The sequence below is a fragment of the Aquimarina sp. AD1 genome, assembly GCF_003443695.1.
Lineage (GTDB): Bacteria > Bacteroidota > Bacteroidia > Flavobacteriales > Flavobacteriaceae > Aquimarina > Aquimarina latercula.
This window is the reverse complement of the sequence record NZ_CP031966.1, coordinates 3,134,318-3,158,517: the sequence shown is the minus strand read 5'-3', so window position 1 is coordinate 3,158,517 and position 24,200 is coordinate 3,134,318. Positions and strand designations below refer to the sequence as shown.

Genomic DNA, 24,200 nt, shown 5'->3' with positions numbered 1-24,200 from the left:
AAAATATTCTTTAAAAAATAATAAATGTAATAATTACATTTATTATTTTTGTTATAAATAAAGGTTTTAATAATGAACAAAGAAAATACATTTATCCCAGAGCTCATAGTATCTTCTCCAGGTAGAATAAATTTTATGGGTGGTCATACGGATTATAACAATGGTTTTGTACTTCCTACTGCTATTGATAAAAAAATACGTTTTGAGTTTAAAAAAAATGGAACAGCGGATACTTGTAATTTCTATAGTAGAAATTATGATAAATCCTTAAGAGTAGATCTAAATAATATTTCACCTAGCACAGAAAATTGGGAAAATTATATTTTAGGTGTACTACATCAGCTATCTAAAAGATCAGATAAGATTCGAGGTTTTGATTGTTTCTTTTCTAGCGAATTGGCAATTGGCTCTGGATTAAGTTCGTCTGCTGCTCTAGAGTGTGGTCTAGCTTACGGTGTAAATTCATTGTTCGAGTTAGGACTTTCTAAAAAAGACATTACTGTACTAAGTAGAGATGCTGAACATGAATATGTTGGTACTAAATGCGGCATAATGGATCAGTACGCTTCTGTTTTTAGTGAAACAAACAAAATTCTATTTCTTGATTGTCAATCTCTAGAACACAGTATAATTCCAATTGATTTGGTGGATTATAAAATACTAATTCTAAATACGAATGTAGAACATAACCTAGCTACTAGTGAGTATAACGTTAGAAGACAACAATGCGAAGAAGGAGTCGCTTTTATAAAAAAAATACATCCACATGTTTCGTCTCTTAGAGACGTTAATTTAGATATGTTAGAAGAGGTAAAAGACGAAGTAAGTAAAATTGTTTTCCAAAGATGCCAATATATTATCCAAGAAAATAAAAGAGTTTTAGCAGCTGCGGAGTTTCTAAAAAATAACGAGCTAAATGAGTTTGGAGATCTTTTATATCAATGTCATGATGGCATTAGATATAAGTACGAAGTTAGTTGTGATGAATTAGATTTTTTAGTGGATTTCTCCAAAGAAAAAGAATATGTAATAGGATCCAGAATGATGGGTGGAGGTTTTGGAGGATGTACGGTAAATATAGTACATAAAGATTACATCAATGCGTATACAGAAGAAGTGGGTTTAGCATATAAAGAACGATTTAATATCGATTTAGATGCTTTTCAGGTAATGCCAAGCAAAGGAACAAGTATCGAGTTTACAGAGTCTAAAGTATCATAGCAAGTTAAAAAAGATATCACATGATTAACGAAAATCCTCATAGAAGATATAACATACTAACAGGAGAATGGGTTTTAGTATCTCCTCATCGTACCAAAAGGCCATGGCAAGGAAAAGAAGAAAAACAATCCATAGCCAAGAGACCTTCTTACGATCCTAATTGCTATTTGTGTCCAGGAAATACCAGAGCAAGTGGAGCTACAAATCCGCAATATGATGGACCTTACAGTTTTGTAAATGACTTTTCTGCATTGTTGTCTGAAACTCCAAAAGAGGTTTTTTCTGAAGGGTTGCTGAAGGGAGTGTCTGAAAGAGGTATTTGTAAAGTAGTTTGCTTTTCTCCTGATCATTCTTTGACATTGCCTATAATGAAAGTAGAAGAGATTCAGAATGTTGTTAAGCTATGGAAAAGAGAATACGAGGAATTAAGTGAGGTGTCATATATTAATCATATTCAAATATTTGAGAATAAAGGGGATATAATGGGGTGCAGTAATCCGCATCCTCATGGGCAAATATGGGCTCAGGAGTCTATCCCGCTAGAAGTTTCTAAGAAAACAGAGCAAATGAAGAAGTATTGGCTTGATAAGAATCAAAGTTTACTAAAAGCCTACTTAAAACAAGAATTAGAGACTAGAGAAAGAATAATTTTAGAAAATGATCACTTCGTTTCTCTGGTACCGTATTGGGCGATTTGGCCTTATGAAGCTATGATATTACCAAAAGAACATAAACGAAGTATTAAAGAGCTAAATGAAGAGGAGATAGCCTCGTTTGCACAAATAATAAAGGATTTAACGATTAGATACGATAATCTATTCAATTGTAGTTTTCCATATTCTGCAGGAATTCATCAAGCACCAACAGATGGAGGCCTTCATGAAGAATGGCACTTTCATATGTCTTTTTATCCTCCATTATTAAGATCAGCAACTGTAAAAAAGTTTATGGTAGGTTATGAGATGTTTGCAGATCCACAACGCGATATTACGGCAGAGCAAGCAGCAGGAACTTTAAAATCCTTATCAACGTTGCATTATACCATTCAATAATTTTCTTTCAGTGGTCGATAAAAAGTGAGATATGAGTAATCAAATGATGACATTAAAAAAACTTGCAGAGCTGTCGAATTTTTCGGTTTCCACTGTGTCTAAAGTACTAGCTGATAATCCTGAGATTAGTATAAAGACCAAAAATAAAATCAAAAAGCTGGCAGAATTTTACAATTATAGACCAAACATAACTGCCAAAAACCTAAAAGAGAGAAAAACGAGAGTAATAGGAGTGATCATTCCTAATATTTTGGCACATTTTTTTGCCAAAGTATTATCCGGTATTGAAAAAGAAGCAACGGATAAAGGATACAATATTATTACCTGTATCTCTGATGAATCTTTTGAAAAGGAAGTGAAAAGTATAGAAATGCTTGCAAACGGTAGTGTTGATGGGTTTATCATATCGATATCTAAAGAGACTTTTGTAAAAGAAAATTATAAGCATTTACAAAGTGTTATTGATAAAGGATTACCTATATCAATGTTTGATAGAGTAACAGATAAAGTCTACTGCGATAAAGTTGTTATTAACGATTTTCAATCTTCTTATATCGCTACCGAAAAATTAATCAAATCTGGGTGCAAAAATATTGTTTTTGTTACTCCAATTCATCACACAAGTGTTGGATTAGATAGGGTTAATGGATATGAAAAAGCATTAAAAGACATATTAAAAAGAAAAGGAAAACCTAAGGTTTTGATTATTGAAAATTACCAAAAATTCACAGATAACTTCTCAGAGTTTCTTAATGAAAATAAAGTGGACGGTATCGTTGCAGCTGATGAACTTTCTGGAATTTACACAATGAATTTGTTAATTGGAGCGGGTCTTAGAGTTCCCGAAGATGTTTCTGTTATTGGTTTTACTGATGGAATTCTTGCGGGTAATAGTAATCCTCCATTGACAACTATAGATCAAAGAGCGGTAGAACTTGGAAAAGTAGCTGCTAGTAATATAATTAGTAGGTTAGAAGACAACCAGAAGGAAGCCATTACCTTTGAAACTACAGTACTGGAAACTTATCTAATAGAAAGAAGTTCTACAAAATTTAAGTAGCACATCAATCTATTCCATTTCTATGGCTATTGACCAGCCAATAAACTGTTTTGCTTATATCTCCATGTTGAGGACCGTACTTATAAGATTATTGTTTTTTTATTTTACAAGATGCTTAAACGAACTTGTCTCACTATATCTCAATATGAATAAAATAATAGGGCTTTTAACTTTAGAGTTCATAAATTAGTGTCTAAATTTCCAATAGAACAACTTGTTTTAAAGCTTTTAGTTCTATTAAAGAATAAGCTTTTTTCATTTTATCTATAATTAGCACTATTCAAAGCTTTTATATCTGCACAAGACGATTTTCCATAATTAGAAATACAAATCATAAAAGTTGAGGTTGTGTTATCTATTAAAAATTGAAAATTACAAAGTTCTCTAACCTGTTAAAAAAAATAGACTGAACAAAAACTATACAAAAAGAAAATGTGTAGAATCGCTAATAAATAATTAGTCACAATTTCTTCTTGGAAATAAAGGCCTTTCGTTTTGTTTTTCAATACTTCTCGGTAAAAGGCTTTCATCAAAAACTAGATTATATAGACGTCTTATTTTATTTAATTTTTCTTACAAATTGATGAGATTTTCACTGATTTCTACATGCCGGTTTAGTTTTAAAACAGTGATTGTATAGTTTTTGTTCAGTTGATGTATTCAATTTAAAATTGATAATATAGTAGTTTTGATTCAATAATGTTGTGGAATAATTAATAAAAAATGAAAAAAGGTTATTTTTTAATAATATTGGTTCTTTTGAATATCTATACCGGTTGTAAGCCCTCATTGCCAGAGAAAGTAGCGGATGCATATGAGAGACTTCCTAAGACTATAGATTATAACACCCATGTAAAGCCAATTTTGTCAGACAAATGTTTTGCATGTCATGGTCCGGATAAAGCAAAGATCTCTGCTGGTTTGCAATTGCATTCCGAGGAAGCTGCTTTTCTCGAATTACCAGAATCACCTAGCAAGTTTGCTATAGATCCTGGGAACTTAAAAAAATCAGAAGTTTTTCATAGAATTTTATCTGAAGACCCTACACTGGTCATGCCTACTCCAGAATCTTATTTGAAACTCTCTCCTGAAGAAAAAGCAATTTTGATTAGGTGGATAGAAGAAGGAGCAGAATATAAGGATCATTGGGCTTTTATCACTCCAAGCAAACCTGAGATAGAAAATAAAACCTCAGAAAAAAATCCGATAGATCATTTTGTCATCAAAAAACTATCGGAGAACAATTTAAATCTATCAAAAAAAGCTAGTAAAGAGTTGTTATTACGAAGAGTCTCTTTGGATCTTACTGGTCTACCACCAACCAAAGAGGAATTGTTTGATTTTTTGAATGATTCAAGTCCCAATGCCTACGAAAAACAAGTTGATAGACTTTTGGCTTCAGAACATTATGGAGAAAAGATGGCAATCGATTGGTTAGATTTGGCAAGATATGCAGATACACACGGATATTTTGTAGATCGTTATCGGGATATGAGCCCTTGGAGAGATTGGGTTATTAATTCGTTTAATGAAAATATACCTTATGATCAATTTATTACGTGGCAGTTAGCAGGTGATTTATTAGAAAACCCTACAAAAGACCAAATTTTAGCCACTGGTTTTAACAGGCTGCATCCACAGAATTTAGAAGGTGGTATTATAGATGAAGAATTTAGAATAGAGTATGTTTCGGATAGAACCAATGTGGTTGGACAAGGGATCATGGGATTAACCGTTACTTGTGCTAAATGCCATGATCATAAATATGATCCGATTTCCCAAAAAAACTACTTTGAATTATTCAGTTTTTTTAATCAGGTAAATGAATCTGGTCAAATCCCGTGGGATTGGTCAATGCCAGTTCCTACCATGTTACTTCCTACCCAAGAAGAAGAACAAATGATGGCATACATCAATGATCTTGTAAAAAACTCTCAAAATAAAATAAAAGAAGTTGTATACAGCGAAAAGGAAGAAGCAGATCAGTGGATTGCTAATGAAAAGTATCAAGGAGATTCATTTACAGATTCGAAACATCTGGTGGCATATTATGATTTTGAGAATTCTCCTTTACGTAACAATTTAAATTATCGAGATAAAACAGAAATGAAAACTCAGTTTGTTGGAAATCAAAAAATTGTTCTGAAAAAAGGATATAAAGGAAAAGGACTTCAGTTTGATGGTGATGCGTGGTTAGATTTAGATAAAGTGGGAGTGTTTCAGAGAAGTGAGAATTTCAGTATTGGGATACGAGTTTTTATTCCAAAGGACCTCAAAGAAGGAGTAATTTTTCATAAAGCACAAGGAACAAGATTGCATAGCTACCGTGGTTATCATCTGTCGATTACAAAAGATAATACTTTTGAGTTGTTATTAGCACATGTGTGGCCAGATAACGCTATCGTAGAAAAAACGATTAAAGAAGTACCAAGGGATCAGTGGATTCAATTAACAATTACTTATGATGGATCTAGTAAAGCTAGCGGATTAAAGTTGTATATGAATGGAGAGCATATGCAAACTAATATAGAAATAGACAACTTATATAAAGATATTATATTCCATGATTTAGAGGATTATATCTATCCTGAACCCATAGAACCTGGTTTACAAATCGGAGCCAGATGGCGCGGTAAAGGGATTGCAGGAGCAATCGTAGATGACTTAAAAGTATTTACCAAAGAGTTAACTCCTTTGGAAGTTTTAAAACTTTCTGATACTAAGCTTTTAAAGCCTTTAATTTCAAAAACATCCAAAGAACTCTCAGATACAGATAAAAAACTGCTTACCGACTACTATTTGTCCGCAAAATCCATTCCAACGCGAGAAGCAATTTCGTCGCTTCAAGAAGTTCGAACCATGCAGGCAGATAACGCAGATAATATTAAAGAGATCATGGTGATGAAAGATTCTCCAGGAATCAGAAAAACCTATCTATTAGAAAGAGGACAATACGATGCTCATGGAGAAGAAGTCTTTTCGAATACTCCAAATAGTTTACCAGCAATGTCAGAAGATTTACCGAAAAATAGATTAGGCTTAGCTAAGTGGCTAACAGACTCCAAACATCCATTAACTGCTAGAGTTGCTGTAAATAGATATTGGCAGAATTTTTTCGGAAAAGGAATTGTAGAAACCTCTGAAGATTTTGGTAATCAAGGAAGCCTACCAACACATCCTGAGTTACTGGATTGGCTAGCTACTAGTTTTATAGAGTCTGGATGGGACCTAAAAGCACTAAATAAACAGATTGTGATGTCTCAAACCTATCAGCAAGATTCTAATGTTTCTGAGGAATTAAGAGAGATGGACCCTGATAATTCATTATTGGCTCGAGGACCATCTAAACGGTTGTCTGGGGAAATGCTTCGTGACAATGCATTAGTAGCAAGTGGATTGTTGAATGCAAAAATAGGAGGCGAAAGTGTAAAACCATACCAACCAAAAGGACTTTGGAAAATGACACACTTACCTTACAAAAGAGATGCTGGAGATAAGTTATACAGAAGAAGTTTATACACTATCTGGAAAAGAACCGCTCCCAATCCTACCATTGCAACATTCGATGCTTCGACCAGAGAAATATGTATGACTCGCAGACAAGAAACTAATACTCCTTTGCAAGCTTTGGTATTGCTAAATGATCCTACATACATTGAAGCTTCCAAAGTAATGGGTAAAAATATGACGGCTTTTGATTCAATTGAAGAAGGTATTAAAGATATCTATATCCGATTAACAGGAAGACAGATATCTCAAAAGGAGTTACAGTTATTAGTTACTCTTCAACAGGAAGAATATGATAGGTTTAACAGTGATATTTTAAAAGCGAAAGGCTGGTTGGCATCAGGAGATTTTGCTTTTGATCGAGATGATAACCTATCGATGATCGCGGCAAATGCTGTAGTAGCAAGTACTATTATGAATTCTGATGCCACCATAACTAAAAGATAAGACGATTATGTGCAATCACCACGATACCTTACGATCTGATAATAAAGATCTACAGCAAGTAGAAAAAATGATGGATAGAAGAGCTTTTCTAACCAAAACATCTTTAGGTTTTGGTGCTTTGGCTTTAGGTTCTCTTCTAAATACCGATAAGGCTTGGAGCACTGTTAAAAATAACGTTCAGCCAGATTTAGGAATGTTTAACAGAAATGATTTAGGATTGCCGCATCATGTTCCAAAAGCAAAGAGAGCTATCTATTTGTTTCAGAGTGGTGGTCCTTCACAAATTGAACTTTTTGATTATAAACCAAAACTAAAAGATTTATTTGGTCAAGAATTACCAGATTCAGTAAGAAAAGGACAACGCCTTACGGGTATGAGTGCTGATCAAACCTCTTTACCCATTGCCCCATCTATTATAGATTTTAAACAATATGGCGAGTCCAGAGCTTGGGTGAGTAGCGCCATGCCATATTTGTCAGAAGTAGTGGATGATATCTGCTTTATAAAATCCATGCAAACCGATGCGATTAATCATGATCCTGCAATTACCTTTTTTCAAACAGGTAGTCAACAGCCAGGAAGACCTTCTATAGGTTCGTGGATTAGTTATGGTTTAGGTTCTGATAATGAAAACTTACCCACATTTATCACCTTAGTTTCAAAAAACGGAGGAGGACAACCGTTATATGCTCGACTTTGGGGAAATGGTTTTCTGCCTACAGAACATCAAGGAGTACAATTTAGAAGCGGTAAAGATCCCGTATTGTATCTCACAGATCCTGAAAATTATGATGGCCATAATAGAAGGAATATGTTGGATTATTTAGGAAAATTGAACGAAGTACAACATAGTTTTTATGGAGATCCAGAAATTAATGCTAGAATGTCTCAATACGAGATGGCTTTCCGTATGCAAACATCGATACCTGAAGTGACTGATATGAGTGATGAACCGGAGTATATTTTCGATATGTATGGAAAAGATAGTCGCGATCCAGGTACGTATGCTGCAAATTGTCTTTTAGGAAGGAAATTGCTAGAAAAAGGAGTCAAATTTGTACAGTTATATCATCAAGGTTGGGATCAGCATATCGGTTGCCCTAAAGGGGTTTTAGGAAATACCCGAAAAACGGATCAAGCAAATGCTGCCTTGATCAAAGACCTGAAACAACGAGGTCTGTTTGAAGATACTTTGTTGATTTGGGGTGGAGAATTTGGACGCACAGTATACTCACAAGGAAAGCTTACTGCTACAGATTATGGTCGTGATCATCACCCTAAAGCATTTACCATGTTTATGGCAGGAGCAGGTGTAAAACCTGGAATCACCTTCGGTGAGACTGATGATTTCAGTTATAATGTGATTAAAGATCCAGTGCATACACACGATTTCCAGGCTACATTACTTCATCTTTTCGGGATTGATCATGAACGATTAACCTATAAATACCAAGGAAGAAGATTCAGATTAACGGATGTGCATGGACATATAGTAAAAGATATACTAAGTTAATTTTTCCTTTTATGGATAAAGAAAATTCAAGACGAAAATTTATTAAGAATACGGCCTTATTAAGCGCTGGTGCAATAACTGCTCCTGCTTTTCATATAAATAAAAAGAGCACTTCAAAAATGGGCGATATTATAGGTCATGGAGATTATCAATACAAAATTGTTAGAGATTGGGCAGATGTTAGTGCGGTAAGGAATCCAATTCTTAACTGTCATGAAATGCAAATAGATAGCAAAGGCAGATTAATAATGATGGGAGATCATACAGATAATAATATTTTGATTTTTGATAAATCAGGGAAGCTTTTGGATTATTGGGGTACGTCATATCCAGGAGGACACGGTCTTACTTTGTTTGATGAAGGAGGAGAAGATGTATTATTTCTTACGGATTCCGGATGGTTTCTGGATAAAAATGGGAAATGGATACATCATAATGGGAGAGTGACAAAAACTACAACCGATGGGAAAGTAATTTTTGATATTGGACATCCTCAAACTATTGGAATTTATAAACCTGGAGATCATTTTTGTCCTACCGAAACTGCAATAGCACCTAATGGAGATATTTATGTAGCAGATGGATATGGAATGGATTATATCATCCAATATGATGCCAATGGGAAGTATATAAGACATTGGGGTGGGAAACAAAATGAGGATCCTAATTATAGATTAGATAATGCGCATGGAGTGGCTATCGATTATCGCGATACATCAAACCCATTAGTGGTATGTACATCTAGAAATGAAGAATCTTTTAAATGGTTTACATTAGAAGGGGAATATGTGAAAACGTTGCATTTGCCAAATATGCAAGTCTGTAGACCTGTTTTCGATGATCAGAATTTATATGCAGGTGTTTGTTGGTCACAACCAAAAGTTGGACGAACTACTTGGAAAGATCATACGGGTTTTTTGACCATTTTAGAAGGAGATAAAGTAGTATCGAATCCTGGGGGTACAACACCTTCATACATAAAAGGAGAATTACAGAAATCATATCAGCTTGAGCATAAGCCAATTTTGCACGGTCATGATGTGTGCATTGATGAGGATAAAAACCTATATATCTGTCAATGGAATGCAAATGGAACACCTCCATTAAAATTAGAAAGAGTTTAAGAAAAGTAAAATAATATTCTCAAACGATGAAGTTGGGTTTGGGAGCTATTATAACAAAAATATATAAGAATATTCATGAACGAAGTATCTGATTTTGTTTTGTTTTTGGGAAGATTTCATCCACTAGTAGTACACTTACCAATTGGGTTTCTATTTTTTGCATTTATACTAGAAATAGTAGCAAAATATCAGAAAAAAGAGCTATTGAAAGAAGCTGTACCATTAGCCTTATTTCTAGGAGCAGTGAGTGCTATTATAGCTTGTGTATTAGGATATATGTTGTCATTAAGCGGCGATTATGACGGTGAAGCTTTGGATAAACATTTTTGGTTTGGTATAGCGACTACAGTTATAGCTGTTTTAGCTTGGATATTGAAAACGAAACGAGCTAAAAACATTGTAAAAGAATCTGTTAGGTTAAATATTGCTACTCTTACTTTTATTGTTTTGTTATTAAGTATTACCGGGCACTATGGAGGTAATCTAACCCATGGATCGGATTATTTAACAACATATTTACCTTTTAGTGAAAAAGAAAAGAAGGAGGTGCCTAAAATAAATTCTATTGAAGAGGCACAACTATTTGCTCATGTCGTTCATCCTATTTTGGATAACAAGTGTTTGAGTTGTCATAATAATTCTAAGAAAAAGGGAGGACTTTCGTTAGCGGATCAGGTTTCAATTCTAAAAGGAGGAAAAAATGGTGTTGCCTTAGTTGCTGGTAGTAGCGATCAATCAGAGCTGATTAAAAGAGTTCATTTAGATACAGATGACAAAGAATTCATGCCACCTGAAGGAAAAACTCCTTTAACTAAAGAAGAGATAAAAATAATTGAGTATTGGATAGATAATGGTCAAGCGGATTTTACAGCAACAATAGGAACGGTAGATACTCCAGAAGAAATTAAAAAATTATTAATAGAACAACTTCAATTCGGAGATGATCATTCTGCCGGGGCAATGATGAGTGTAGCTTCACCAGTATCAAAGGAAATTATAGTAAGCTTACTACAAAAAGGTGTGAACATAAGGGAAATTGTATCAGAAACAAATAGGTATGATGTTTCTATATTACCTAAAAATACGAAAGAATTAGATGCAGAGGTGGTAAATGAAATTCTGGAAGAACTTTCAAAGATCAAAGATAATATTGTTTGGCTATCACTACCTTCCCAAGGAATTTCAGATACAGACCTTAAAGTAATTGGTAGTTTTAGAGGTTTACAAAAGCTTGCTTTGCAACAAAATAACATCTCTGATATAGGTATTCAATATCTAACTAGTTTAGAGCAATTAGAAAGCATAAACTTACATAGTAATTCTTTAATAACGAATAAAAGTATTGAACACATTTCTAAGTTCAAAAAACTAGTAAAAATATACCTATGGAACACTTCTGTTAAAAAAGAAGATAGCATAAATAAGAAAGTAGTTTTGTGAAAAATTAAATTCACTTAAAATAGATCCTATATTTTTACATTATTCTTTCTTCAATATTTTAATCACTACAGACTTACTAATGGGAGTATTACTTTTATCAGCGTAATGGTTATAGGGAACTAGGATATTAGTCTCTGGAAAATACGTAGCAATATTTCCTTGTGGGATATTATAGGAGATTATCTTAAAGTTTTCTGCTTTCCTAGGAACATTGTCATAGTTGCTAGTAAGATCAACAATTTCTAAAGGAACTAGATGAAACTTCTCAATGTCCTTAGGATTCATTAAAACAACTCTTCTTTCATTAAAAATACCTCGATAGCGATCATTCATGCCGTAAATTGTGGTATTAAATTGGTCGTGAGAGCGAATAGTCATCATTAAAAATTCATCTTCTTGTAACTGATGATCTGGTACAGAACAATTACTAAATTGAGCTTTTCCATTAGGTAATTTGCTAAAATCTAATTCACGAACATTATTAGGAAGATAAAAGCCTGATCCTTTAGATTTTTCTTCTATTCCTTTAAAACCAGCAATAACTTCTTGTAGTTTTGCTCTTATGGATGTATAATCTTCGCTTAATGGTAGCCAATCTACGGGATGATTTCCTTTAAAATAAGCATCTGCAATGCCGCCGATGATTTCGGGTTCGCTTTTAAGATTATCTGAAGCAGGAGATAGCATTCCTTTTGATCTATGTACCTTTCCCATACTATTTTCTACGGTAAAAAATCGTGTTTTCCCATCTTTTAGGTCAAATTCAGATCTTCCTAGAGTTGGCAGTATTAATGCTGTTTTCCCAGCAGTAGTATGCGACCGGTTTAGTTTGGTGCTTACTTGTACAGTTAATTCACATTTTTGTAAAGCATCTGCAGCATATTTTGTGTCTGAAACAGCAGACACAAAATTACCACCTAGCGCAAAAAATACTTTTGCTTTTCCTTCATGCATTGCTTTTATAGAATGTACAGTATCAAGTCCTGCTTTAGTAGGTGGTGTAAAACCAAATACATTTTCTACAGCACTATTAAATGCTGGGGATGCATGATGTACAATTCCTACAGATCGATCCCCTTGTACATTACTATGTCCTCTAACGGGACATGTTCCTGCACCAGGCTTGCCCAAACTTCCTTTTAGTAATAATAGATTGACGCATTCTTTAATGTTTTCTACACCATTTTTATGCTGTGTAAGTCCCATAGCCCAACAAATAATAATCTTATTTTTATGAGCTAGTAGTTCCACGACTTGGTCGATTAAAGAAGATAATACTCCTGATTGTTTGATCATTTCTTGTTCGTCAAAATTTTGCAGATGTTCCAAAAATGACTCATATCCTTGCGTGTAAGTTTGGATAAACTTATGATCAAACACTTTTTTTGTTTGTTGATCTAATACAGCAAGTTTGATAAGAATAGCTTTTAATAATGCTACATCCTGATTGATCTTTACTTGCAAATGAATATCGGTTAGTGCTTCTCCTCCCGCAATAAGACCTTTTACTTCCTGAGGATTTTTAAATCGAATAAGCCCTGCTTCTTCAAGTGGATTGATACTGATTACTTTTCCACCTTGTTCTTTGCATTTTTGCAATGCCGACAGCATTCTAGGATGATTAGTTCCAGGATTTTGTCCAATAACTAAAACAACTTCTGCTTTTTCGAAATCATCTAGTGTAACGGAACCTTTACCAATACCTAAAGTTTCACTAAGTGCTACGCCACTAGATTCATGACACATGTTGGAGCAATCCGGCATATTATTAGTGCCAAAAGCACGTATAAAAAGTCCATATAAAAAAGCAGCTTCGTTACTGGATCTTCCAGAGGTATAAAAGATGACTTCATCAGGATCTTTAAGTTGATGTAAGTGTTCAGCAACAAGTGCGTAAGCTTTCTTCCAACTAATCGGTTGATAATGTATACTATCTGGATATAAAACCATGGGTTCTGTAATCCGTCCACTTTTCCCGATTTGATAATCGGTCCATTGTGAAATTTCTTCTACGGAATATTTTTTAAAAAAAGCAGCATCTACTTTTTTATTGGTTGCTTCTTCTGCTAATGCTTTTGCACCGTTTTCACAATATTCTGCAACTTTAGAAGGTTTATCAGGATCTGGCCATGCACAACCAGGACAATCGAAACCCTCTTTTTGATTCATCTGAGCAAGTCCTTTTAATGATTTCACAAGACCCATTTCTTTAAAAGCATGCTGTAAGGCTACTTTTACAGCTTTGGTTCCAGCGGCATATGCAGAAGGTTTTTTTACTATTAAATCAGAAAATTCAGTAGATCCAGTGATAGAAATATTTCTTTTGGAATTAGCCATTTTTGTGAAATGAAGAAATTAATGAAATGGAAGATACAATTATCAGGATAATAAATAATCTATTTGTAAAAATAAATAGTTCCAGTATATCTATTTCACGAAGATAAGAGGTCGTTGAGAATAGTAATTATACTATTTTTGCAATAAGTTAATTTTTATTGTCGTATTGAAACCAGTTTCAGAACATCCTAAAATAGAAGTTTCATTAGAAAAAATAGAAACTTCTCAGCACGCTTCTTTTCATACAGGAGTGTACAAGCAACCTTATTTTAGTGGTAATTGGCACTATCATCCGGAATTTGAATTATTATTGATTGTTAATGGGCAAGGTAAACGATTAGTAGCGGATCATGGCGAAGATTTTGAAGTAGGAGATTTGGTTTTGCTTGGGGGATATTTACCTCATGCATGGATTCCAGATGCGAGATTTTTGGAGGAGAGTTCTGAAAAGTGTTGCGAGTCTATTTACGTTCAATTTCGAAAAGATATTTTTGGATTTCATTTTGTGGATGTGCCTGAGTTGAAGGGGGTTCGTAAAGTGCTTCAGGCATCGGAAAGAGGTATTAAAATTATAGGGAAACATCGAATGGAGATTGCTGAATTGCTTCAAGAAATTCCTAAGTTTTCTCCTTTAGATCAATTACTAAAACTAATTAAAATACTGGACCTCATTAATCTTTCAGGATATCAGGTGTTAGCATCAGAAAATTATTTGAAAAATAGTTTCTATTTTAAATCAAATCGGATTTTGAAAGTGCACGAATTTATAATGGAACATTATAAGCAGGATGTCTCTTTAGAAAAGTGTGCTGAAATGGTAAATATGACGGTATCTGCTTTTTGTAGATATTTTAAAAGTGAAACCAACTTTACCTTCACCAATTACTTAAATAAAATACGAATAGATTTTTCTAAAAAATTATTGATCAATACAGACATGCCAATCAAAGAAATTGCTTTTGAGTGTGGATATAATTCTGTTCCCTATTTTAATAGACAGTTTAAAAAAATAGAAAAGATTTCACCTTATATCTTAAGAAAATCTGCTAAAGATTAATAGTGGTTTTTTAAAACGATTCTTTATTTTTTCAAGATTAGATTAGCAAGGTTTAGCTTTAAAGAAGAATCCCGAAGATTGGTTTTATTGATTTTTAAGTGGTTTTTAATGAATTTAGTGCCTAACACATATGCTTTCGCATTATTGATAGCATCTACAGCCAATAATTCATCATTAAGAAAGTACCAAATGGAAAACTTATAAGTGGTTTCCTCTTCATTTCTAATAATAGCTTCATTGCAATCAACACGTAAGCCTACCATTTGTAGTTTAATGTCATATTGATCCGACCAAAACCATGGAATTGAATTATAAACTACTTCTTTTCCGCAGATCGAAGCCGCTGCAATTTTTGCTTGATCTACGGCATTTTGTACAGATTCTAGACGTATAAAACGATTATAATGAGGGTTGTGATGAAATGCACAATCTCCAACGGCATAAATATCTTTATCGTTTGTTTGGCAAGCTTGATTTACTTTTATACCCTTTTCAATTTCTATTCCTGCATCTTTTGCTAGCTCAGTATTTACAATAACTCCAGTACCTAATATAATTAATTCGGCTTCATATGAATTGTTGTCATTACAGTTGATGATGTTTGTATCGCCTTTAGATGTAATTGAAGAAACATTTTTGTTGGTATGAATTTGAACTCCATTTAGTGTATGTACATCATAAAAAAATTGACTCATTTCAGGTGATGTTACTCTCGCTAATATTCTGGATTCGCGTTCTAAAAGAGTAACAGAAGTTCCAAGTTTTCTTAAGGAGGCAGCAATCTCTAATCCGATATATCCTCCACCAACAATGAGTACTCTTTTGTTTGCATCCTCTTTTACTTTCCTGCGAATCGTAGTAGCATTATTAGCCGTTCTAAGAGTATGTACTTCGGTTGCTTGTTCTAAACCTTTAATAGGGGGTATTAGCGGTCGTGCACCTGTAGCAATTACAAGCTTGTCATATTGATGTATTGCCCCATCTTCTGTAATAATAGTTTTATGAATACGATCAATTTTCTTTACGGAAATATTGAGATATAGCGTAATATTTTCTTTTTCATAGCTCTCCAATGACTTTAATAAATTATTATTTGCCTCTTCTGCTGAGGTTAAATAGGATTTCGACAATGGAGGTCGATGATAAGGAGTCTCTGGATCTTGGTCAAATATAATTATAGCACCAGTCCACCCTTGTTTTCTAAGAGAAAATGCAAAATTAATTCCCGCATGACTTGCGCCGATAACCAAACATATTGGAGCTTTTGTATTTTCGTTTAGCATAGTAATAATTGAGGTGATTAAAGGTAGGACTGGTTGTTATAAATTTATTGAGCTACGGTGACTATCAATCCATCCAAACTATCGCTAATTTCTAATTGACAACACAATCGGCTATATTCGGTTACATTGTCGTCTAGTTCTAGCATATCTTTTTCTATTTCTCTGGGAGCACCTGTTTTTTCGAAATGATCTGGATGAACAAAAACATGACAGGTAGCGCATGAACATACGCCACCGCAATCTCCATCAATACCTTTGATACCATTATCTACAGCTAGCTGCATTACAGATCCTAAGGTACCTTCTACCGAAATGGTTTTGTTTTCACTAGTGATAAAAGTTATTTTAGGCATACTTATATTTTTTAATTATTTTTTTTTGAAAAGAGAGTTATTTGTTAAACTTCACACTTAAGCTATTAAAACCTACCTTTCTTTTAAATTCTCCAAGCTCCTCGATATTTTCTTGAGCATCAACAATTTCTATGGAGGTTACTTTTTTGGTTAAGGCTTGTAAGAGTATTTTCATTATTTGACGAGCATGTGTGGCTCCTAAGCATTTGTGATGACTAAAACCAAAACTTACATGAGGATTGATTTTTCTGTCTAATACTACTTCATTTGGATTTTCAAATACCGTTTCATCTCTATTGGCAGATGCCCAACATAATGAAATACGAGTATATTTTTTTATAGCGTGTTCACAAACTGCCGCATCTTGAGTTGCTACCCTTCCCATTTGTGTTAATGGTGCAAAATATCGTATCAACTCTTCTACAGTTTTGCTAATGATTTCAGGATTATCTTTCAGTAATTGTAACGACTCTTTATGTTCGGCAAAATAAGCAATCGTATTTGAGATGGAATTAATTACTGTATCTCTTCCTCCGGCAAAGGTTAAAATCATAACTCCCTTTACTTCTTCTTTTGTGAGTTTTCTATTGTCGATCTCTGAGTTTAATAAAATAGAGTATAGGTCGTTACCCGGATTTCTTATTGCCTTTTCAATTTGCGCATCTATGTAATCATATAGTATATTAGCTTTACTGCCGTCTAAAGCACTGTCTTCACTTCTAAATACATGTGTTCCCCAAGAGATCCAAGTTTTAGATTCTTCATGTGGAATATTAAGCAATAGTGTTAAGGCTCTTGATTGTAAGCATAAAGCAAATTCTTCTACAACTTCTACAGAACCATCCTTAGTAACTGCTTCATCAACTATATCTTCAATGATGTTAGCCAATTCAGCTTGATACTCTGGAAGTAGAGGTCTTTTAAACCAATCTTCAATAAGATCTCTATAGGTTTTGTGCATTGGAGGGTCTACTTCAAATGGAATTTGACGTGTATCTCGGATATTAACTTCTGATGGAATTACAATTCGTCCTGGAACAGCTCCAGACTGATATGTTTTCCAATTATGAGCACATTTTCTAACATCTTTAAGGCGTAATACCATAGTAACAGGATCATCCTGATCATTCATTTCGCCATATCCTTTTTCTTGTCGAGCTTTGTCAAAAGGATCAGAAAATTTACTATTCTTCATAAGATGAATTATTTAGTGAAACAAAGTAAGTAAGATATGTTTGGAGGTGATTAACTTATTTTGATAAATAGTTAAACTATTTTAACACATTCTATTCAGCGGTTTGAAGGACATTGTTGAAAAAAAGTATGGTGTCTTTTATATGATTTTCCCAATAACTCCATTCATGTTTTCCGCGATGTTCCTGATAAGTGTGCGCTATTTTTAATTCTTTTAATTGATGATGTAATTTTCGATTACCTTCAATTAGGTTGTCATCTACACCACAATCAAATCTTAGTTTAGGAAGGTGTTTTTTGTATTTTAAGATAGTTTGATAAATGGATTCATTTTCTTTCTCTTCTTGCGAATAGGAATTCAAAGATTCTTCTACAAAAAGTTTCATTTCTTCTAGTATCGTTATAGAGGACAATCCAGATATGGCCTCAAATTTTTGATGGTTTTTGATTCCTAATCGTAAAGCACCAAATCCACCCATGGATAGTCCAGCAATACATATTTTGGAGTCGGCACTAGCTTGTGGGATCAATTCGATAACAGCGTTTATAACATCCTCGGTAATCCATTTCTCATAATCAGCATGAGCATGAGGTAGATATCCACTTCCATCTCCCCATAATCCATCTGATGGCATAGCGATAATCATGGGTTCAATTTCACCGTTTTGAATCCAGGATTCCATTTTTAAATGAATACCAGTTTTCTGTGACCAAATCCAATGGCTTCCATAAACACCATGAAGTAAGATGGTTATCGGTAAATCTTTCAGATTTTTACCAGAAGGAATATATACGGTGATATTTCCTCTTTGTTTAAGATAACCACTTTTTATTGTAATGTGCCTTAGGTGATTGGCTTCAAAGCGAGGATCTGATATTTCTGTTGTTCTAAATTTTGATGGCATATCAATTTTTATTTTAATGCTTTTTAGGATTCAAAAACAATGACACCTTTCGCATTTTTTCCGGCTAGCATATCATCAAAAGCTTGTTGTAATTCTTCGAATTTATAGGTTGAAGTAACCATTTCATCTAGCAATAAATCGCCCTTGGCATAAAGTTCCAAAATTTTAGGAAAGTCTATATGAGGTCGACATTTACCATATAACGGATTGATGTATATCTTATCCCATTCAAATAATTGCATATCGATCGTTACTTCTTGTTCGATACCACTTACCTGAACAGCAGTTCCAGCATTACGAATCATTCCTAGAGGTGCAGCACCTAATTCTGGTATAGCGGTGCATTCAAATGCAAAATCGGCACCTCTTTTGCCCACAATCTCTTTAACTTTTATAGTAGCTTTTTTTAACCCTTTATCAGATTTTTTTGCTAATACAAAATGAGTAGCACCAAATTGCTTTGCCATTTCTAATCTTGCTTCATTAATGTCTATCGCTACAATTTTAGCTGCACCCGATATTTTAGCTCCCTGAATTACATTAAGACCTACGCCACCAGTTCCAATGACAGCTACGGTGGATCCAGGAGTTACTTTTGCGGTATTTACAGCAGAACCATATCCAGTCATTACTCCACAACTAACAATAGATGCAGAACTGAAAGGAATTTCGGTTTTATACTTTACCACTGCTTGTTCTCTCACAACAGTATGTGTGGATAAGGTGCCAATATTAAAAGAGCGTTCGATGCCTTTATTATTAAAAGTAGTACTCTCTAATCGTGCATGTCCTTCTGAAACTTCTCCATCTGGTAATGCGTCTCCCGCAACTACGGGAGAGTTGTTTTCACAAATGTGTTGATTTTGTTCTTGACATTGAAAGCAAGTTCCACAAGGAATGGCCCAGTTGAGGATTACATGATCTCCTGGCAAAACAAATTTTACGTTAGGTCCAATATCGGTTACAATTCCAGCACCTTCATGACCTAATATAACCGCTCTTCCCCAGTGTAGCGAATCATAATCAGTATGACACAACCCTGCTGCCATTATTTTTACGACAACTTCATCACCTTCTGGTTTATGTATTCTTATATCTTCAATAGAGAAATTTCCATTTCCATTAGTAATCGCTGCTTTTGTTAACATTTCTAAAAGTATAATTGTTAGCTGCAAATTAGCGTTTCGTAAATGCTAATTATTAAACTGTTTTAGCAATTGATTGTATTATATATTCTCAATCAATAATTAGATATAAATTCCACCAAGTTGTCATTTCTTTCGAGATGTAACTTTTTACGCAATCTATATCTGGAAGTATGAACACTTTCTACTGATATGCCAAGTAATGAAGCCATATCTTTACTTGAAAAGTTCAGTTTTATCAAGGCACATATTTTTAGATCAGTTTGGGTTAATGTTGGAAAGTTAGATTTTAAATTTTTATAAAAACCTTGGTTTATATTGATAAACCTTGCTTCGAACTCTTTCCAGTTACTTCCCATTCCGGATTGAATGGATTTAATGATTTTATTTACAGAGTTTAAATTTAAATTATCTTTATTTTCTGCTAATGAATTTTTCAAGCCAACAATAAATTCATCTTTTTCGATAAGCTGAAGAGCTGATTTCGCTAATTCTTTATTTTTTAGTTCTATTGCTTTTTTACTTTCATTTAGCTTCAATCGTTGTTTTTGTTTTAATAAGCGTTGTTCTCTCTTGTGTTTTCTTTTTAAATTTTTAAAGGTCATAACGCCAACAATAATTAAAAAGAAAAGTGTGACAAATAATAGTGAAGCACTAAGCAGAGATATTTTTTGTTTACTCTCTAATTCAGATAAACGCTGCTCTTTAAGGATTTTTTCTTGCTTTTCCTTTTGTAATCGATATTGATCTTTAATTTCAAATAAGTACTCATTGTTTTTACTATTAATACCAAATATTTTGTTTTCTAGATCAATAGCTTCCTTGATATGAGAAAATGCACGTTGGTAATCTTTAGAGTCATAGTATAATTGGGATACTTCTTTGTGATTAATAATTTGGTAGTTCATATGACTATTATGTACATAGGATACCTCAAGTGATTTGTTATAATGAAATTTACTTTGCTTGTAGTCTTTTTTAAGATGATATAATCTAGCAAGAAAGTAATGAATAATCACTAAATAAGATTCGTTATTTTCTTTAAAATATTCTTGTGATTTTAAAAGTATTTCTTCAGCCTTTTCAAATTGCCCTTCATTTGCTAATAGAAAACCTCTTTCTGATTCTAAAAAATAGTTTCGAATTCCTTCATTTTTAGCCTTAAAATATAAATAACAACTGTCGAGATAAGTTCTTGCAGTCTCATAGTCTTTATTATATCGGTAAAAGTTGGCTATAGAAAAGTAGTCACTAATGGTGTAATCTATGCTAAAACCTTTTTGAGAAGAAAGCTCTTTGCTAATAGTAAGAGCATTACCAAAATTTTCTAATGCCTTTGTGTTTCGATTATAAAAACTATATAGCCATCCAAGAGATTGATATACTCTGGATTTGGAGAATGAATCATTACTATTTTCCGCAAGAAATAATGCTTTCCAATAACCATCATACGCTTTTCCATAATTAAGATTATGTCCATACAATTCAGAAAGCTCGTTGATGCTATTGATTAAATTGAACGTGTCTTTTTTGAACGTAAAAAACTCAATACTTTTTTCATAGTTATGCACAGCTTTTTCAAAGTTTACAAACCTGTTTTTTCTAGCTTTTTCGAGATATTGATTTTGCTTATATAGTTGTTGCGACCATGAGATACTAACGCAAAACGTTATAAAAACTATTGAAATTGGGGTTCTTTTAAACATAACTTTTTCTTCAAGTAAGCTTAAGGCGCTTTTGGGTTATAATTGAAATATTATTTTATTTCTTCTTTGTTTACTGACATATTCTTTATTAAAGCCTGAATACTTTACGTAATTCACATAAAGTAACAAAAATATAGAAGCATTAAAGTTGTGTTTTAAGAGGTCTAGGCAAAAATAGTGTTTTTGTCTAGTACTTTTCAACCTAAAATACCACTTGTTCAGTTTATGTCTAGTGTGTTTTAAATCAAGATTCTGATGTATATGTGATATTTGTCGAACCTTAATTTTTATAATTATGAAGAAGGCTTTAAGATCTATTCTTAAAATTAGCGTTATTCTTGGTTTTTTCTCATCGAATGCTCAAAATTATTCAGAAATCGGTAATCACGATTTTAATCAACATTGGGAATTTAAATTAGTAGAAAATACTGGAATATATGATACTGAACAATATGATAATTGGACAAAAATCAGCATTCCACACGATTGGAGTGTAGATTTTTCTTTTGATGCAGATAAGGGAGAAGGAGCCACTGGATATTTGCCTGGAGGAAAAGGTTCGTATAGGAAGGAATTTATTATAAGTGAAAAAAAAGAAACTACTACTTATCTATTATTCGATGGAGTTTATAATAATAGTAAGTTTTATCTGAATGATCAATTATTAGGTTTTCATCCTTACGGGTATTCTCCTTTTTATTTCGATATCACAGATGATTTAAACACGACTACAGGAAAAAACCAACTTAAAGTTGATGTCAATCGCAAGAAATATGTGGACAGCAGATGGTATACTGGTTCCGGTATATATAGAAATGTAAAACTAATTCGAAAGAACAATTTGCATATTCCGGTTTGGGGAATCTTTATAACTACTCCCAAGATTACAGATGAAAAAGCGGTAGTGAAAATTGCTTCTTCCATAAAAAATAAATTTACAGAAGATCAAAAGTTTGATCTAATGATTAAAATTTATGATGATAAAGGTGATATGGTTTCTGAATTCAGTGAACCCAAGAGTATAGATTCCCAGAATGATTTGGAGATTGAAAGTACCATCGAAATATCCAATCCTTATCTATGGAAACTAGATTCCCCAAGATTGTATAAAGCTGTTGTTTCCATAGTTCAGAATAACAATGTTATAGATAAGAATACTATAAAATTTGGTGCTCGCGAGATCGAATTTGATGCAGATAAAGGTTTCTTTTTAAATAAAGAGCATACCAAAATAAAAGGGGTTTGTTTACATCACGATGGAGGTATTGTTGGAGCTGCTGTACCAAAGGACGTTTGGAGAAGAAGATTGCAGAAATTAAAAGAAGCAGGTTGTAATGCGATAAGAATTTCACATAATCCAGGATCAGAGGAATTTTTGGAGCTATGTGATGAAATGGGATTTTTAGTACAAGACGAATTTTTTGACGAATGGGACAATCCCAAAGATAAAAGATTGAACATGAATGAAAGAAGCGTGGATGATATCACTCGTGGTTATACAGAATATTTTCAGGAGTGGGCAGAAAAAGATCTTAAAAATACCATATTGGCACATAGAAATCATCCTTCAATTTTTCAATGGAGTATAGGAAATGAAATAGAATGGACATACCCTAGGAATGCCGATGCAACTGGCTTTTTTAATAATATGGACTGGAGTGGAAACTACTTTTGGGAGGAACCCCCACATTCTACAGCACAGATTAAAGAAAAATTGGAAACACTTCCACGTGGTAAATATGATATTGGAAAAACAGCTAAGAAACTAGCAGCATGGACTAGAGAATTAGATACCACAAGATATATAACAGCTAATTGTATTTTACCTTCTGCTAGTCATCTGTCTGGTTATGCTGATGAACTTGATGTTGTAGGATATAGTTATAGAAGAGTACTGTATGACTATGGACATAGGAATTACCCCGACAAGCCTATTATGGGAACTGAAAACTTAGTGCAATGGCATGAGTGGAAGGCTGTTGAGGATCGTCCATTCATTTCCGGGACATTCTTGTGGACAGGAATTGACTATATGGGAGAATCTAATGGGCAATGGCCAAGAAAAGCAACGCCAAGCGGGATGTTAGATGTTGCAGGATTCGAAAAACCATCCTATCATATGATGAAAACCCTTTGGAATGATGAACCTCATATTTATGTAGCAACACAAAAACTAGAAAAATCAATCTTTAAGGAAGACGAAAAAACAGGAGAGCCAGTAGAAAAAGAAAAGGGTGCTTGGAAAAAAGCTTTATGGGTATGGCACGATGTAAATGAACATTGGAATTATGAAGATCAGCAAAAAGTAGTCATAGAAGTGTATTCTAATTATGATGAGGTAGAGTTATGTGTCAATGAACAAAGTTACAAGACAAAAAAACTAGAAGATTTCGAAGATAGAATCTATAAATGGATCATTCCTTTCCAGAAAGGAGAACTAAAAATCATTGGAAAAAAAGATGGCGAGATTGAAGAAATCAAGACAGTAAAAACTACTGGCGAACCCAAAAATATTAAACTAATAACTGATAAAACCGTGATGCAATCGGATGGATATAGTGTCGCTCACATAATTGCACAATTGGAAGATGTTGACGGAAATCCTGTTAAAAATATAGAAGATAAGATAATGTTTTCTGTGGATGGAAATGTTAGCATATTGGGGGTAGATAATGGTTCTGCTTTTAGTGTTCAGGATTATAGATCAAATTCAGTTAAAACCAATAACGGAAAATGTTTACTTCTTATTCAGTCCCAAAAAGATAAAGGAGATATCACAATATCCGCTACATCAGAAAAGCTAACCAGTAATAAGTTAACCATAAATATTAAGTAGATTCTTGTACTTTACAGTAT

Annotated in this window: 16 protein-coding genes; 9 read left to right on the top strand and 7 right to left on the bottom strand. The window is 33.5% G+C overall.

Annotated elements, in window-relative coordinates:
* Positions 1-72 precede the first annotated feature (72 nt).
* The 7 genes from galK to D1815_RS13730 all read left to right on the top strand — a co-directional run bounded on the left by galK (position 73) and on the right by D1815_RS13730 (position 11,364).
* Positions 73-1,221 carry a galactokinase gene (gene galK / locus D1815_RS13760; protein WP_118387651.1) on the top strand — a complete coding sequence of 383 codons (1,149 nt, stop codon included), beginning with the start codon at positions 73-75 and terminating at the stop codon, positions 1,219-1,221.
* Between the two features lie 20 nt (positions 1,222-1,241).
* A complete protein-coding gene (locus D1815_RS13755) occupies positions 1,242-2,273 on the top strand; it encodes a UDP-glucose--hexose-1-phosphate uridylyltransferase (RefSeq protein WP_118387649.1) in 1,032 nt (343 codons plus the stop codon).
* 31 nt (positions 2,274-2,304) lie between these two features.
* Positions 2,305-3,333, top strand: a complete 1,029-nt coding sequence (locus D1815_RS13750; RefSeq protein ID WP_233557474.1) for a LacI family DNA-binding transcriptional regulator — start codon at positions 2,305-2,307, stop codon at positions 3,331-3,333.
* Between the two features lie 723 nt (positions 3,334-4,056).
* Positions 4,057-7,287 (top strand): DUF1553 domain-containing protein, encoded by a 3,231-nt coding sequence (locus D1815_RS13745; RefSeq protein ID WP_118387648.1) that lies wholly within the window; start codon positions 4,057-4,059, stop codon positions 7,285-7,287.
* Between the two features lie 7 nt (positions 7,288-7,294).
* Positions 7,295-8,800 carry a DUF1501 domain-containing protein gene (locus tag D1815_RS13740; RefSeq protein ID WP_118387646.1) on the top strand — a complete coding sequence of 502 codons (1,506 nt, stop codon included), beginning with the start codon at positions 7,295-7,297 and terminating at the stop codon, positions 8,798-8,800.
* Between the two features lie 11 nt (positions 8,801-8,811).
* Positions 8,812-9,924, top strand: coding sequence for a 6-bladed beta-propeller (locus tag D1815_RS13735; protein WP_199726710.1), 1,113 nt, complete (start codon positions 8,812-8,814; stop codon positions 9,922-9,924).
* A gap of 75 nt (positions 9,925-9,999) precedes the next feature.
* The gene (locus tag D1815_RS13730) at positions 10,000-11,364 is read left to right on the top strand and encodes a DUF2231 domain-containing protein (protein WP_118387644.1); all 1,365 of its coding nucleotides are present in this window, start codon (positions 10,000-10,002) and stop codon (positions 11,362-11,364) included.
* 39 nt (positions 11,365-11,403) lie between these two features.
* Here the strand turns inward: D1815_RS13730 and D1815_RS13725 are convergent, their stop codons facing one another.
* On the bottom strand, positions 11,404-13,701 hold the full coding sequence (locus D1815_RS13725; protein ID WP_118387642.1) for an FdhF/YdeP family oxidoreductase: 2,298 nt from the start codon (positions 13,699-13,701) through the stop codon (positions 11,404-11,406).
* Between the two features lie 166 nt (positions 13,702-13,867).
* Between D1815_RS13725 and D1815_RS13720 the strand changes: the two genes are divergently transcribed.
* Positions 13,868-14,758, top strand: coding sequence for an AraC family transcriptional regulator (locus D1815_RS13720; protein ID WP_118387640.1), 891 nt, complete (start codon positions 13,868-13,870; stop codon positions 14,756-14,758).
* 23 nt (positions 14,759-14,781) lie between these two features.
* On the opposite strand, the gene D1815_RS13715 is transcribed toward D1815_RS13720, so the two are convergent.
* The 6 genes from D1815_RS13715 to D1815_RS13690 all read right to left on the bottom strand — a co-directional run bounded on the left by D1815_RS13715 (position 14,782) and on the right by D1815_RS13690 (position 21,344).
* Positions 14,782-16,041: an NAD(P)/FAD-dependent oxidoreductase gene (locus tag D1815_RS13715; RefSeq protein ID WP_118387638.1), complete on the bottom strand. Its 1,260-nt coding sequence runs from the start codon at positions 16,039-16,041 to the stop codon at positions 14,782-14,784.
* A 44-nt stretch (positions 16,042-16,085) separates the two neighbouring features.
* Positions 16,086-16,394, bottom strand: coding sequence for a 2Fe-2S iron-sulfur cluster-binding protein (locus tag D1815_RS13710; protein WP_118387636.1), 309 nt, complete (start codon positions 16,392-16,394; stop codon positions 16,086-16,088).
* 37 nt (positions 16,395-16,431) lie between these two features.
* Positions 16,432-17,589: a cytochrome P450 gene (locus D1815_RS13705; RefSeq protein WP_118387634.1), complete on the bottom strand. Its 1,158-nt coding sequence runs from the start codon at positions 17,587-17,589 to the stop codon at positions 16,432-16,434.
* A 91-nt stretch (positions 17,590-17,680) separates the two neighbouring features.
* Positions 17,681-18,493 (bottom strand): alpha/beta hydrolase family protein, encoded by an 813-nt coding sequence (locus D1815_RS13700; protein ID WP_118387632.1) that lies wholly within the window; start codon positions 18,491-18,493, stop codon positions 17,681-17,683.
* Positions 18,494-18,516: 23 nt separating this feature from the next.
* The gene (locus D1815_RS13695; RefSeq protein WP_118387630.1) at positions 18,517-19,641 is read right to left on the bottom strand and encodes a Zn-dependent alcohol dehydrogenase; all 1,125 of its coding nucleotides are present in this window, start codon (positions 19,639-19,641) and stop codon (positions 18,517-18,519) included.
* A gap of 92 nt (positions 19,642-19,733) precedes the next feature.
* Positions 19,734-21,344, bottom strand: coding sequence for a hypothetical protein (locus D1815_RS13690; RefSeq protein ID WP_118387628.1), 1,611 nt, complete (start codon positions 21,342-21,344; stop codon positions 19,734-19,736).
* A gap of 295 nt (positions 21,345-21,639) precedes the next feature.
* Here D1815_RS13690 and D1815_RS13685 point away from each other — a divergent pair, with 295 nt between their 5' ends.
* Positions 21,640-24,180 (top strand): glycoside hydrolase family 2 TIM barrel-domain containing protein, encoded by a 2,541-nt coding sequence (locus tag D1815_RS13685; protein ID WP_118387626.1) that lies wholly within the window; start codon positions 21,640-21,642, stop codon positions 24,178-24,180.
* Positions 24,181-24,200 lie beyond the last annotated feature (20 nt).

Bases quoted from the DNA above. Each gene is read 5' to 3' on its own strand.
- D1815_RS13730 (WP_118387644.1), top strand. From the start codon at position 10,000: ATGAACGAAGTATCTGATTTTGTTTTGTTTTTGGGAAGATTTCATCCA.
- D1815_RS13715 (WP_118387638.1), bottom strand. From the start codon at position 16,041: ATGCTAAACGAAAATACAAAAGCTCCAATATGTTTGGTTATCGGCGCA.
- D1815_RS13755 (WP_118387649.1), top strand. From the start codon at position 1,242: ATGATTAACGAAAATCCTCATAGAAGATATAACATACTAACAGGAGAA.
- D1815_RS13725 (WP_118387642.1), bottom strand. From the start codon at position 13,701: ATGGCTAATTCCAAAAGAAATATTTCTATCACTGGATCTACTGAATTT.
- D1815_RS13685 (WP_118387626.1), top strand. From the start codon at position 21,640: ATGAAGAAGGCTTTAAGATCTATTCTTAAAATTAGCGTTATTCTTGGT.
- D1815_RS13740 (WP_118387646.1), top strand. From the start codon at position 7,295: ATGTGCAATCACCACGATACCTTACGATCTGATAATAAAGATCTACAG.
- D1815_RS13705 (WP_118387634.1), bottom strand. From the start codon at position 17,589: ATGAAGAATAGTAAATTTTCTGATCCTTTTGACAAAGCTCGACAAGAA.
- galK (WP_118387651.1), top strand. From the start codon at position 73: ATGAACAAAGAAAATACATTTATCCCAGAGCTCATAGTATCTTCTCCA.
- D1815_RS13695 (WP_118387630.1), bottom strand. From the start codon at position 19,641: ATGTTAACAAAAGCAGCGATTACTAATGGAAATGGAAATTTCTCTATT.
- D1815_RS13735 (WP_199726710.1), top strand. From the start codon at position 8,812: ATGGATAAAGAAAATTCAAGACGAAAATTTATTAAGAATACGGCCTTA.
- D1815_RS13710 (WP_118387636.1), bottom strand. From the start codon at position 16,394: ATGCCTAAAATAACTTTTATCACTAGTGAAAACAAAACCATTTCGGTA.
- D1815_RS13745 (WP_118387648.1), top strand. From the start codon at position 4,057: ATGAAAAAAGGTTATTTTTTAATAATATTGGTTCTTTTGAATATCTAT.
- D1815_RS13700 (WP_118387632.1), bottom strand. From the start codon at position 18,493: ATGCCATCAAAATTTAGAACAACAGAAATATCAGATCCTCGCTTTGAA.
- D1815_RS13750 (WP_233557474.1), top strand. From the start codon at position 2,305: ATGAGTAATCAAATGATGACATTAAAAAAACTTGCAGAGCTGTCGAAT.
- D1815_RS13690 (WP_118387628.1), bottom strand. From the start codon at position 21,344: ATGTTTAAAAGAACCCCAATTTCAATAGTTTTTATAACGTTTTGCGTT.